This window comes from Tersicoccus sp. Bi-70 (assembly GCF_001968825.1).
GTDB lineage: Bacteria > Actinomycetota > Actinomycetes > Actinomycetales > Micrococcaceae > Tersicoccus.
This window is the reverse complement of sequence record NZ_MIEU01000010.1, coordinates 381929-394640: the sequence shown is the minus strand read 5'-3', so window position 1 is coordinate 394640 and position 12712 is coordinate 381929. Positions and strand designations below refer to the sequence as shown.

Annotated in this window: 13 protein-coding genes; 5 read left to right on the top strand and 8 right to left on the bottom strand. The window is 72.6% G+C overall.

The window, feature by feature from the left end:
• Positions 1–64: 64 nt before the first annotated feature.
• On the bottom strand, positions 65–1228 hold the full coding sequence (locus tag BGP79_RS05805; RefSeq protein ID WP_076693671.1) for a DNA glycosylase AlkZ-like family protein: 1164 nt from the start codon (positions 1226–1228) through the stop codon (positions 65–67).
• Between the two features lie 73 nt (positions 1229–1301).
• On the opposite strand from BGP79_RS05805, the gene BGP79_RS05800 reads away from it, so the two are divergent.
• Positions 1302–2279: an aminoglycoside phosphotransferase family protein gene (locus BGP79_RS05800; protein ID WP_076693889.1), complete on the top strand. Its 978-nt coding sequence runs from the start codon at positions 1302–1304 to the stop codon at positions 2277–2279.
• A 24-nt stretch (positions 2280–2303) separates the two neighbouring features.
• On the opposite strand, the gene dapE is transcribed toward BGP79_RS05800, so the two are convergent.
• A complete protein-coding gene (gene dapE, locus BGP79_RS05795; protein WP_076693670.1) occupies positions 2304–3392 on the bottom strand; it encodes a succinyl-diaminopimelate desuccinylase in 1089 nt (362 codons plus the stop codon).
• A 68-nt stretch (positions 3393–3460) separates the two neighbouring features.
• Between dapE and dapD the strand changes: the two genes are divergently transcribed.
• Positions 3461–4471 (top strand): 2,3,4,5-tetrahydropyridine-2,6-dicarboxylate N-succinyltransferase, encoded by a 1011-nt coding sequence (gene dapD, locus BGP79_RS05790; protein ID WP_076693669.1) that lies wholly within the window; start codon positions 3461–3463, stop codon positions 4469–4471.
• A gap of 6 nt (positions 4472–4477) precedes the next feature.
• Positions 4478–5359, top strand: a complete 882-nt coding sequence (locus BGP79_RS05785; protein ID WP_233121175.1) for a hypothetical protein — start codon at positions 4478–4480, stop codon at positions 5357–5359.
• 13 nt (positions 5360–5372) lie between these two features.
• Here BGP79_RS05785 and BGP79_RS05780 read toward each other — a convergent pair whose 3' ends face one another.
• The gene (locus BGP79_RS05780; RefSeq protein ID WP_143588315.1) at positions 5373–5981 is read right to left on the bottom strand and encodes a hypothetical protein; all 609 of its coding nucleotides are present in this window, start codon (positions 5979–5981) and stop codon (positions 5373–5375) included.
• A 152-nt stretch (positions 5982–6133) separates the two neighbouring features.
• Between BGP79_RS05780 and galE the strand changes: the two genes are divergently transcribed.
• Positions 6134–7150, top strand: a complete 1017-nt coding sequence (gene galE / locus BGP79_RS05775) for a UDP-glucose 4-epimerase GalE (protein WP_076693668.1) — start codon at positions 6134–6136, stop codon at positions 7148–7150.
• A gap of 69 nt (positions 7151–7219) precedes the next feature.
• Here galE and BGP79_RS05770 read toward each other — a convergent pair whose 3' ends face one another.
• From BGP79_RS05770 to fdxA, 4 genes are all read right to left on the bottom strand, one after another.
• A complete protein-coding gene (locus tag BGP79_RS05770; protein ID WP_076693667.1) occupies positions 7220–7846 on the bottom strand; it encodes a hypothetical protein in 627 nt (208 codons plus the stop codon).
• A gap of 136 nt (positions 7847–7982) precedes the next feature.
• On the bottom strand, positions 7983–9266 hold the full coding sequence (locus tag BGP79_RS05765) for a citrate synthase (protein ID WP_076693666.1): 1284 nt from the start codon (positions 9264–9266) through the stop codon (positions 7983–7985).
• A 155-nt stretch (positions 9267–9421) separates the two neighbouring features.
• Positions 9422–10582 (bottom strand): succinyldiaminopimelate transaminase, encoded by a 1161-nt coding sequence (gene dapC / locus BGP79_RS05760; RefSeq protein ID WP_076693665.1) that lies wholly within the window; start codon positions 10580–10582, stop codon positions 9422–9424.
• Positions 10579–10911 (bottom strand): ferredoxin, encoded by a 333-nt coding sequence (gene fdxA / locus BGP79_RS05755; RefSeq protein WP_076693664.1) that lies wholly within the window; start codon positions 10909–10911, stop codon positions 10579–10581. The genes dapC and fdxA overlap by 4 nt, the downstream gene beginning before the upstream one ends.
• 183 nt (positions 10912–11094) lie before the next feature.
• On the opposite strand from fdxA, the gene BGP79_RS05750 reads away from it, so the two are divergent.
• On the top strand, positions 11095–11331 hold the full coding sequence (locus BGP79_RS05750) for a hypothetical protein (protein WP_076693663.1): 237 nt from the start codon (positions 11095–11097) through the stop codon (positions 11329–11331).
• Between the two features lie 20 nt (positions 11332–11351).
• Here BGP79_RS05750 and BGP79_RS05745 read toward each other — a convergent pair whose 3' ends face one another.
• Positions 11352–12683, bottom strand: a complete 1332-nt coding sequence (locus BGP79_RS05745; RefSeq protein WP_233121173.1) for an MFS transporter — start codon at positions 12681–12683, stop codon at positions 11352–11354.
• Positions 12684–12712 lie beyond the last annotated feature (29 nt).

Below are 12712 nucleotides of genomic sequence, written 5' to 3'. Positions count from 1 at the left end.
GCGGGGTCACCTTCCTGCCATGAAGTCATCCCGTGACTCAATCAATAGCACGAGCGGTGCCCGCTCAGACCCGCGTCCGCGTCACCTCGGTGACGGTGACGGCCAGGGCGGCCTCCACGCGGGACACGGCCTCGGCCAGGTCTCCGCGGCGTGGCTGACGGGTGCCGGCGAACGAGGCGACCTCCAGCGTCCGGCGACCGCCCGCGCCGTTCAGCCGCCACCACCCGGTGACCCGGCCGTCCACGAGCAGGGGCGGGCGCACCTGACCGTTCGCGGCGCTCCACAGCACCGCGTGGTGCTCGGCCGTGACGAACCGGTCCCGGCCGCGCGGCGCGTAGGCGCAGAACAGGGCGTCGAACTCCGGGAGCAGGACGACGCCGGGCGTCGACCTCGCCGACCCCGTCGATCCCGGCGCCGGCGCGTCCCGGACGTCGAGGTGGTCGCGGCCGCCGGGACCCGGACGCACCGTGAGGCCGTCACCGAGCTCCTCCCCGAGCCGACGGACGGCGTCGTCGACCGTCCGCAGACTCACCCCGGACCACCACGCGAGGTCCTCCCGCGTCGCCGGGCCGTGCGCCCGCAGGTGCATCGCCACCACGGCGGTGAGCGCGGCATCGGCGTCCGGCAGCACCAACCCGGTCTCGGCCGCCGCCGCCCGGTACTCGGCGGCGCCCTGCCGGTCCCAGCCACCGCTGCGCGGGCGCCGGACCAGCCCGCCGTGCCCGAACGAGAGGTAGCGGCCCATCGGGCTCGCCACCCGCCCCGCGTCGGCATCGTGCTCGACCAGCCACGCCGTCAGATGCTCGTGCAGCTCGTCGGGCGTGCGCCAGGTGTCCGCCGCGAACGCCTCCGTCGCCGCCCAGAGATCCTCCAGGCGCCCGTCCGCCAGCCGCGTCCCGTCCTCGTGCAGCAGGGTCCGCGCCCACAGCGCGCGCTGCCCCACCCGCGTGACCGCGTCCAGCACCCGGTGCTGGTGGGCCGTGGAAGTGTGGACCGTGCCGCGCAGCGTGCTGCCCCGCACGACGTCGGCCGCCTCATGGGCGACCGTCAGGGTGGCGTGGGTGACGAGCGGGGAGCGGGCGGCCAGGCCGAGGAACGCCGACCGGGCGGTCTGGCTCTGCACCGGCCCCACGGCCTCGAGCAGGCCGACCGGGTCGAGCGGCTCGGCGGGGAACTGACGGGCCAGCGTGAGCGCGGCGAGCTCGTCCAGGTCGAGCCGATCGGCCACCGCTGCTCCTTCCGCCGGCGCTCCGGCGCCGCGTGCGCCGGAGGACTGGCGCCAGCCTAGGAGAATGGCGAGCATGACGCAGCACTCCCCGGCACACGGCTCCGCCGTCGTCGTCCCGGCCGGCCTGGCCGAACGCCGCCTGCTCGGTCCGCTGTGGGGTTCGTGGCTGGACCGGCTGCCGCGCCTGGCGGCCACCCTGCTGGACGAGTGGGAGCTGAGCCCCGACGGGGACGCGCTGCACGGCTGGTGCTCGCTCGTCCTTCCGGTGCTCACCGCCGAGGGCCGGGAGGCCGTCCTGAAGGTCAGCTTCGACGGCGACGACGAGTCCCTGCACGAGCCGCAGGCGCTGACCCGCTGGAACGGTGACGGGGCGGTGCGACTGCTCCGGGCGGACCCGCGCCGGCGTGCGCTGGTGCTGGAACGACTGCGGCTGCGTGATCTGACCGCCGTCCCGGTCGAGGACGCCGGTTCCGTACTGGCCGACCTCTACGGACGCCTGCACCGGCCGGCCGGCCCCCCGTTCCCCACGCTCGAGGACGTCGCGGTCACCTGGCTGGACGACCTCGAGGCCCTCGGCCCCGACATCCCGCTCCCCCGCAGCCTGCGGTCGCAGGCGCTCTCGCTCGGCCGGGATCTGGTGGCGGACCCGCCCGACCGGCCGGTGCTGCTGCACGGGGACCTGCACTGGGAGAACGTGCTCGCGCTCGACGACACGGCCGACGGGTCCAGCCCGCTGCGCTGGCGGGCGATCGATCCGAAGCCGATGGTCGGCGATCCGCACCTGGAACCGGTGCCCCTGGTGTGGAACCGGTGGCAGGAGCTGCAGCAGCACCGCCGTGGCCCACGTGCCGCGATCCGGGAGCGGCTCGACCTCGTCACCGACGCCACCGGCCTGGATCACGACCGGGTCCGGGACTGGTTCCTGGTCCGCGTGGTGCTCAACGCCGGCTGGGCCGTCGCCGATGCCCGCCGCGCGTCCCGGGCGCTGACCGACGCCGAGCAGCGCAGCATCACCTGGTGCGTGACGATGGCGAAGGCCGTGCAGGACTGACGCCCGGTCCCGGCCCGGCGGTTCTCAGCGCTGCGTGAGCCAGCGGTGCAGGACGGCGTGGCAGGTGCGGATCGCCTGCGGGTCGACGCGCTCGTCGTCGGTGTGGGCGAGCAGCGCGTCGCCGGGCCCGAAGTTGATCGCCGGGATGCCCAGCGCGCTCAGCCGCGCCACGTCCGTCCACCCGTACTTGGGCAGCGGCTCGGCCCCGACCATGGCGACGAAGCTGGCCGCCGCCGGGTGGTCCAGCCCCGGCCGGGCGCCGGCCGCGCCGTCGGTGCGCACGACGTCGAACCCCGACAGCAGGTCGCGCACCAGGGCCTCCGCCTGGTCGAGAGACCTGCTGGGCGCGAACCGGTAGTTGATCTCGATCACCGTCTCGTCCGGAATGACGTTGCCGGCCCGGCCGCCCGCGATCCGCACCGCGTTCAGGCTCTCCCGGAAGTCGAGGCCGTCGACGGTCACGGTGGCCGGCTCGTGGTCGCGCAACCGGGTGAGCACCTCGGCAGCGTCGTGGATGGCGTTGTGGCCCATCCAGGCGCGCGCCGAGTGCGCGGCCGTGCCCTGCAGCCGCACCTCGAATCGCGCCGTGCCGTTGCAGCCGCCCTCGACGGTGCCGTTGGTGGGCTCGAGCAGGATCCCGAAGTCGGCGTCGAACCAGTCGCGGTGGTGCTCGACGAGCCGTCCGAGCCCGCTCAGCGACGCCTCGACCTCCTCATGGTCGTAGAACACCCAGGTCACGTCGCGCACGGGGGCGGTGACGGCCGCGGCGAGCGCGAGCTGGACGGCGACCCCGCCCTTCATGTCGGTGGCGCCGCGCCCGTGCAGCATGCCGTCCCGCAGGGTCGAGGGGACGGTCCCGGTCGCGCCGGGTGTCGCCGGCAGCGGCACGGTGTCCAGGTGCCCGGCCAGGACGACTCGCTCGGCGGCCCCGGTGCTGGTCCGCGCCATCACGGCGTCCCCGTCCCGCACGACCTCCAGGTGGTCCAGCGGCCGGAGCAGCGCCTCGACGGCGTCGGCGATCGGGGTCTCGTGACCGGAGACGCTCTCGATGTCGATGAGGCGGGCGGTCAGCTCGGCGACGTCGAGGCCGGGGTCGAGAACGCGGTTGTTCATTCGCCCATTCAAGCGCACACGCCGTCATCCCCGGCCCGGTGACGTGCCCGGCCGATACACTGGAGCCCATGACCTCCCCCACCTCCGTCCCTGAGTCCGCCGTGCCCGGCGAATCCATCGACAACCCTCTCACCGAGCGCTTCGCGCACGGCGACGGTCTGGCCACGGTCACCGCCGACGGCGTGGTCCTCGACGTCTGGTACCCGGCGCCGGCGCTCGGGGAGCGCACCGATCAGGACCCGAGGGCCGAGACCGCGGGGCTGGCCGCGCTGGCGGCGGACGGCGACGACGCCGACCGCGGCATCACCCGCGTCGTCGTCCACACCGACATCGACCTCACCCAGCCGCCGGCCGACACCGCCGACGCGTACCTGCGGCTGCACCTGCTCTCCCACCGCCTCGTGGCCCCCAACCAGCCGAACCTCGACGGCATCTTCGGCAGGCTGCCCAACGTCGTGTGGACCAACCACGGCCCCTGCAGCGTCAACAACTTCGAACTGACCCGTGCCCGGCTGCTGCGGCGCGGCCCGGTGACCGTGCACGGCGTGGACAAGTTCCCCCGCATGGTCGACTACGTCCTGCCGCACGGGGTGCGGATCGCCGACGCGGACCGCGTGCGGCTCGGGGCCCACCTAGCCGACGGCACCACGGTGATGCACGAGGGCTTCGTGAACTACAACGCCGGGACCCTCGGCCATGCGATGGTCGAGGGCCGGATCTCCGCGGGTGTCGTCGTCGGTCGCGACTCGGACGTCGGTGGCGGCGCCTCGATCATGGGCACCCTCTCCGGCGGCGGCAAGGAGCGCGTGCGGATCGGCGACCGGGTGCTGCTCGGCGCGAACTCGGGCGTGGGCATCAGCATCGGGGACGACTGCGTGGTCGAAGCCGGCCTGTACGTCACGGCCGGCACGCTCGTGCGGCTCGCCGCGAAGGACGACGGTCGCGTCGTCAAGGCCGTCGAGCTCTCCGGGGTGCCGGGCCTGCTGTTCCGCCGTCACTCGGCCACCGGCGAGGTGCAGGCGCTGCCGCGCACCGGTGGCGCGGCCGTGACGCTGAACGCCGACCTGCACGCCAACTGAGGGGGCATGGCCTCCGGCACCGGGCGCGGCTCCACCGCTCGCGGGCGACGCAAGCGGCAGCGCGCCGCCTGGCGGGGCGCCGTCGTCGTGCTCCTCGCCGTCATCCTCGTCGTGGTGGCGGTCGTCGCCGTGAGCGGCGCGCTCTCCCGCAACACGCCCCTGATCACCGAGGAGTGCACGGTGGTCAACGGATCCTCGACGTACCGGCTGCAGCCGGACCAGGCCGCCAACGCCGCGCTGATCTCGGCCATCGCGGTCCGTCGTGATCTCCCGCCGCGTGCCGCGTCCATCGCCATCGCGACCGCGCTGCAGGAGTCGAAGCTGCAGAACATCGAGCACGGGGACATGGACTCGATCGGCCTGTTCCAGCAGCGGCCGTCGCAGGGCTGGGGCACCGCCGAGCAGATCCTGGACCCCGCGTACGCGACCAACGCCTTCTACAACCACCTCGTCGCGATCCCCGACTACCAGTCGCTGCCCATCACCGAGGCGGCGCAGCGGGTCCAGCTCTCGGCCTACCCGGAGGCGTACGCGCAGCACGAGCCGGTGGCCCGCAGCTTCGCGAGCGCCCTCACCGGCCAGTCCCCCGCCGCGTTCACCTGCACCCTGCGGCCCCCGAGCAGCAACGCGACGCCCGCCGCGGTGATCGAGGACGCGAACACCGTGTTCGGGCAGCGCAAGGTCAGCGCCGAGGCGACGACCGCCGTCATCTCCGGCACCGGCACCGACGGCTGGGCAGTGGCGCAGTGGGCGGTGGCGACGGCCTCGGCCCACCAGGTGACGGCGGTCGAGTTCGACGGCCAGCGGTGGGAGCGGGGCCGCGGCACCTGGCAGCCCGCCTCGAACGCGGCGAACAACCGGGTTCGCATCACCGTCGCCCAGTCGTAGCGCCCGCGGAGCGTCAGACCAGCAGTTCGAGGACCGGTTCGAGGAACTCGCGGGTCGCGGCCTCGTCGGTCAGCAGCGTGTGGCCGATCAGCAGCCGGTCCGGCTCCACGAACCAGGCGCGCTTCTCGGCCAGGGGCAGCTCGACGATCTGCAGCCGGAAGGGACGGGCGGAACGGTCGACGTCGAGCTCCCGCTCCTCCACGAGCCGCCGCAGGATGCTGTGCTGGTGCAGCGCGTCCCGGGTGTCCGCGACCTGCCGGTACTCGGCGACCCGCTCCCGGGACCACAGCAGGGCAGACCCGAAGTGGGCCTGCAGGTAGCGGCGCAGCGCCGGACTGCCGGCGAACTCGCCGAACGAGGGCGGGGTCAGCTGCTCGACGGCGTGCTCACCGCCGAGGCACAGGCCGTGCCACCACAGCTCCCACTCCTCCCGCAGGGCGTCGACGCCGCCCGCGTGGGCGGTGAGCTGGTGGGGGTCGGCGTACCGGACGCCGGGCAGCAGCGGCGCGAGCTGCGGATGGCCGCACGGGCCGAGGTCGGCGGCGTCCCGGACGTAGAGCGCGAGGATCATCATGGGAGCCGTGTCCACGGAGATGGTCCATCCCGTCCTCGGCGTCGTCACGGTCACCTCGTTCCTGTCCGGCTGCGTTCACGGGTCCGTCACGGGCGACGGCCGACCTCAGAATACCGATCATCGGCCCGCCGTGAGCATCCGCACAGGCCGCGGACAGCCCGGTCCCGGGTTCCGCTGGGGTGCTGCCCTAGGCTGAACGGATGAAGATCCTCGTCACCGGCGGAGCCGGCTACATCGGCTCGCACACCACCCTTGCCCTGCTGGAGGCCGGGCACGACGTCGTCGTCCTGGACAACCTCGCGAACTCCAGTGCGGAGTCCCTGCGGAGGGTGGGCGCGCTGGCCGGCCGGGACGTCGAACTGCGGCGTGCGGATCTGCGCAACCCGGACGAGCTGGACGCCGCCTTCGCGGGCGCCGGCATCGAGGCCGTCATCCACTTCGCCGGGCTGAAGGCCGTGGGCGAGTCGGTCGCGGAGCCGCTGCGGTACTACACGAACAACACGGTGGGCACCGTCAACCTGCTCACCGCGATGGACGCCCACGACGTGCGGACCATCGTCTTCTCCTCCTCAGCGACGGTCTACGGGGCGACCGAGGAGGTGCCGCTGACGGAGAAGCTGCCGCTGGACGCCATCAACCCCTACGGCCGCACCAAGGAGCAGATCGAGGACATCCTCAGCGACCTGGGCGCCGCGGACACCCGCTGGCGGATCGCCCTGCTGCGGTACTTCAACCCGGTCGGCGCGCACGAGTCCGGCCGGATCGGCGAGGACCCGACCGGCGTGCCGAACAACCTGCTGCCGTTCGTCGCGCAGGTCGCGGTCGGCCGGCGCGAGAAGGTGCGCGTGTTCGGCGACGACTACCCGACGCCCGACGGCACCGGGGTGCGGGACTACATCCACGTCGTCGACCTGGCCGCCGGGCATCTCGCGGCGCTGGGCTACCTGACCGACCACGGCGGCGTGCACCGCTGGAACCTGGGCACCGGCACGGGCTCGTCGGTGCTCGAGGTGATCGAGGCGTTCGGCCGCGCGGCGGGCAAGCCGGTCCCGTACGAGATCGCCCCGCGCCGGCCCGGCGACGCCGCCGTCAGCTACGCGGACCCGTCCTCGGCCCTGGCCGACCTGGGCTGGTCGGCCACCCGGAACCTGGACACCATGTGCGCCGACCACTGGCGCTGGCAGTCGAACAACCCCAACGGCTACGCGGAGGCCTGAGGCCCGCATCTCTTCGCCAGCTCGTCAAGAGATGCACGATCCGGGCCCGAAACGGCGCCGATCGAACATCTATCGGCGAGCCGGCGCCGTGGTGGTGGGTGAGGCGGTTCGCTGGCTGGGTGACGCGGGAGCCGACGCCGGGCGTTCGGAGATGGTGATGGCCCACTGCTGACGCTTGTCGGCGGTCACACCGACCCCGAACGATCGGGCGTCGAGCGTCGGCGCTGCGCCACCGGTCGCATACGGGGCCATCCGCAGCGTTTCGTTCTCGAAGTCGTCACCGGTGGGCCGGCACGTGACCTTCCGGTAGGAGATGTTCCACGTACTGACCGTGATGGCGCCCTCCCCGCGGCAGGCGATCTGGACGGTCACCAGCGCGCCCTCGGTGGGCGGCGTCATCGTCAACTGGGCGACGCCGGTACGCATGCTGGCGCTGACCAGGATCTTCTCCCCCGCTGGCGTCGGTGCGATCAGGGGATACCCGAAGTCGTCACCGTCGTTCGTGCCGCCCGCGGCGGCGTCCGTCGACCGCCCTGTGCCCGCCGTCGCGACGGCGTCAGCGGTCCGCTGCGTCCTCGTCGGCGGCGCGTTGTCCGACGCGGACGTGCAGCCGGTCAGCGTCAGGGCCCCGACGAGCAGGACGCTCGCGGCGACGGATGACGGTACAGCTCGACGGCCCTGATTCCCCCGCATCATGACCGGAGCCTACCGGTCGGTCGTCGCCCAGCACCCCGGAAACGACGCCAGCTCGTCAGGAGATGTCCGATCCGGCCCCTCCGAGGGGAGCAGATGGAGCATCTGGCGACGAGCTGGCGGACGAAAGCGCGGAACCTCAGTCGAGCGGGTAGTTGCGCTCCGGGGCACCCGTGTAGAGCTGGCGCGGGCGGCCGATCTTGGTGGCCGGGTCCTCGATCATCTCGCGCCACTGGGCGATCCAGCCGGGCAGCCGGCCGAGGGCGAAGAGGACGGTGAACATCTTCTCCGGGAAGCCCATGGCCTTGTAGATGACGCCGGTGTAGAAGTCGACGTTCGGGTAGAGCTTGCGCTCGACGAAGTAGTCGTCGGCCAGCGCCTTCTCCTCGAGCCGCTTGGCGATGTCCAGCAGCTCGTCGTCGATGCCGAGCTTCTCGAGCAGCTCGTCGGCGATGCCCTTGACGATCTTCGCGCGGGGATCGTAGTTCTTGTAGACGCGGTGGCCGAAGCCCATCAGCTTGACCCCGTCCTCCTTGTTCTTCACCTTCTCCATGAAGTCCTCGGGCTTGATGCCCTCGGCCTTGATCCTGCGGAGCATGTTCAGCACGGCCTCGTTGGCGCCGCCGTGCAGCGGGCCGAAGAGCGCGTTGATGCCCGCGGAGACGGACGCGAAGAGGTTGGCGTTGGAGGAGCCGACCAGGCGGACGGTCGACGTCGAGCAGTTCTGCTCGTGGTCGGCGTGCAGGATCAGCAGCGTGTCGAGGGCCTTGACGACGAGCGGGTCCATCTCGTAGTGCTCGGTCGGCAGGCCGAAGCTCATCCGCAGGAAGTTCTCGACCCCGTTGAGCGAGTTGTCCGGGTAGAGCATGGGCTGGCCGATGCTCTTCTTGTGCGCGTACGCGGCGATGACCGGCATCTTCGCGAGCAGCCGGACGGTGGAGAGCTCGACCTGCTCCTTGTCGAACGGGTTGAGCGAGTCCTGGTAGAAGGTCGACAGCGCCGAGACGGCGGAGGAGAGCACCGGCATGGGGTGCGCGTCGCGCGGGAAGCCGGCGAAGAAGCCCTTGAGGTCCTCGTGCAGCAGCGTGTGCCGGCGTAGCCGGTTGTCGAAGGCGTCCAGCTCGTCCGAGGTGGGCAGTTCGCCGTAGATCAGCAGGTACGTGACCTCGAGGAACGAGGAGTGCTGGGCCAGCTGCTCGATCGGGTAACCGCGGTAGCGCAGAATGCCCTCGTCACCGTCGATGAACGTGATGGCCGACTTCGTGCCGGCCGTGTTCATGAAGCCGATGTCGTAGGTGACGTCCCCGGTCGTCCGGAGCAGCTTCGACACGTCGAGGCCGGGGTTTCCCTCGGTCACTCCGACGCGGGGCAGCTCCATCGAGCCGGTGCCGTAGTCCAGCTTCGCGCCGTTGCCTTCAGCCACTGGTTCCTCCTCGAGAGGTGGTCGGACGCCCGGCAGCGTCAGGCCCGCACCGGCGTCGTGTTCGTGTCAAAGCTACCCGCCCGGGGGCATCTGACCGAATCGGTCGCCGGCGGCGGAAGGGCCGCCGGACGTGCGCGACGGGCGGGTCGAGTCGGTCAGGAAGCGGCGGCGGTGAGCCGGTCGGCCGCGGCCTGGACCTGCTGCGTCGACGCGGTCAACGCGACCCGGACGTGGCGGTTGCCGGTGGGTCCGTAGAAGACACCGGGGCCGGCGACGATGCCGAGGTCCGCGAGGCGTCCGATCGTCGTCCAGGCGTCCTCACCGGCGGTGCACCACAGATACAGCCCGGCCTCGGAGTCGTCGATCCGGAGCCCGAACGCCTCGAGGGCGGGCGCGAGGATCCCCCGGCGCCGCCGGTAGGCGTCCTTCTGCACCTCGACGTGCTCGTCGTCGTCGAGGGCGACGGTCATCGCGGCCTGCACGGGAGCCGGCACGATCATGCCGGCGTGCTTGCGGGCGTTGACCAGGGTCGGCATCAGCTCGGGCGCCCCGGCCAGGAACGCCGCCCGGTAGCCCGCCAGATTGGACTGCTTGCTCAGCGAGTAGGCGACGAGCAGCCCGCTCGGATCCCCGCCGGTCACGCGCGGATCCAGCAGGGACGGCACGGGCTCCCCACCCTGGTGGGTGTCCCACCGGTCCCAGCCGAGTTCGGCGTAGCACTCGTCGGAGACGACGACGGCGCCCGCGGCCCGCGCCTGCTCGACCAGCCGGCGGAGACGCTCGACGTCGGCGACGGCACCGGTCGGGTTCGCGGGCGAGTTGATCCACACCATCCGCACGCGGGAGCGCACGGCGTCGTCGAGCGCGTCCAGGTCGTCCGCCGCGACCGCGTCGGCACCGGCCAGACGGGCCCCGATGTCGTAGGTGGGGTAGGCGACGCTCGGGTGGACGACCACGTCACCGGGGCGCAGCCCGAGCAGCAGCGGCAGCCAGGCGACCAGTTCCTTGGAGCCGACCGTGGGCATCACCGCGTCGGCCGGCAGGTCGGTGACCCCGCGACGGCGCGCGAACCAGCGCACGACGGCCTCCCGCAGCTGCGCGGTGCCGTGGGTGGTCGGGTAGCCGGGGGCGTTCGCGGCCTCGGCGAGCGCCCGCTGGATGAAGCCCGGGGTCGGGTCGACCGGCGTGCCGATCGACAGGTTGACGGCGCCGTCGGGGTGGGCGGCCGCAGTGGCCTGGTAGGGGGCCATCGCCTCCCACGGGTACTCGGGCAGGTCGAGCCCGAACGGCCGGGCCCCGGACGGCGCCTCCGTCACAGGTCGACGTCCTGGTTCTGCGGCGGCAGCGCGGCGATCATCGGGTGGTCCGTGTGCGTGTTGCCGACCTTGGCCGCGCCGCCGGGCGAGCCGAGCTCCTCGAAGAACTCGACGTTGGCCTTGTAGTAGTCGGCCCACTCCTCGGGGGTGTCGTCCTCGTAGTAGATGGCCTCCACCGGGCAGACGGGCTCACAGGCTCCGCAGTCGACGCACTCGTCGGGGTGGATGTAGAGGGAACGCTCGCCCTCGTAGATGCAGTCGACGGGACACTCCTCCACACACGCCTTGTCCTTGATGTCGACGCAGGGCTGCGCGATGACGTACGTCACGTCGTCTGACCTCTCCTCGTGTACTCCGGTCCACGCCGCCGTGCCCAGAATCGGCTGACTGGATCGACCAGGGCGCTGGTGACCGGGGCGTTCGGCGGCTCTCGTCAGTCTACTGCCGGGCTCCGACGCTCGATGTCGGGCGCCCCGCGTCCCCGGCACGCCTCGGGTGGCTACCGTGGTGCCATGGGTCCCACCCCCGCGCATCTGCTCGCGACGCTGCCGCTCGGCACGCGCGTCGTCGTCCGCTACCGCATCGAGGACGACGTCCACGGGGCCACCGACGCGCTCGGGGAGCTCGTGGCGCGGCAGCCCGACACGTGCACCGTCCGCACCCGGTCCTCCGGCGACGTCGTGATCACGCTGGCGGACGTCACCGCCGCGCGGACGGTCCCGCCGCCCCCGGCGCCCCGCCCGCGCTGAGAGCACCGGGACCGCTGCCGTCAGGACGGGAGCCGGCGCATGCCCCACAGCGGGGAGAAGAACAGCGGCACGCACGCGGTACCCGCGCCGACCACCCCGATGAGGATCGTGGGCACGATGCCGATCCAACCGCCGAGCCAGCCGCCCAGCAGCGCACCGATCGGCATGACACCCCACACCAGGCAGCGGATCGACGCGTTCATCCGCCCGAGCAGGGCCGGCGGGCACACCCGCTGCCGCATGCTGACCTGGAGGACGTTGTAGACGACCACCAGCACGGAGAACCCGAAGTCCGCGACGCTGAGCGCGGTGATCTGCAGCCACGGGGCCGGCATCAGGGTCGCCGCCGGCATCAGGAGCATGAGGACGGTCGAGGCCACCAGGGACAGCGGCAGGGCGTTCCCCTCCCCCACCCGGTCGCCGATGCGGGACGCGAGCGCGGCGCCGAGCACACCGCCGACGGCGCCCAGCGACATGATCAGCCCGAACACCGGCGCACCGAGGCCGAGTTCGCGCAGGATGAGGATCGGGTACAGGGTGGCCGCGACGGTCGAGAAGAAGTTGGAGATGCCGGTCGCCGCGGTGATCCGGCTGATCAGCGGGTGCCGGACGACGAAGCTGAGCCCCGCCCGGATCTGGCCGATCAGCGAGGCCTCCTGCGGCGGGTCCGGGCGTCGTTCGCTGTCCCGGACGGTGATCAGGGCGATCGCGGAGACGAGGTACCCGACGGCCTCGGCGACGAACAGCACCGGCACGCTCACGACGCTGAGCAGGGCACCGCCGATGCCGGGGCCGCCCAGCCGCGCGACCTGGGCCGTGGCCTCCAGCTTCCCGTTCGCGTCCGCGACCCGGCCCGACGGCACCAGCACCGGGACGAAGCTCTGGTACCCGACGTCGAAGAACACTGTGGCGGTGCCGACGACGGCGGCGACGGCGAGCAGATGCCAGAAGTCCAGGCTGCCCGTCCACCACAGCACCGGGATGGCCAGCATGGCGACGGCCCGGACGGCGTCGGCCGCGATCATGGTCCGGCGCTTGCGCCACCGGTCCACCCACGCGCCGGCCGGCAGCCCGATCAGCAGGAACGCCGCGAACTGCACCGCGTCGAGCAAGCCCACCTGGAACGCGGTCGCATCCAGCACGCTGACCGCGAGCACCGGCAGCGCGATCCGGCCGACGCTCGAGCCGATCTGGCTGACGCCCTGACCGCCCCAGAAGCGCAGGAAGTCACCGTCGCGCCAGAGGGAGCGGTCGGAGCGGACGACGTCCGTGACGTCCCCGGTCACGGGCGCCGGCGCGTCCGCGGCCGGGCGGTCCGCGGCGGGCGGCGCCTCGATGGGCGGGGCGGGCACGGTGGTCGGCGACGTCGGCGGACCAGCCG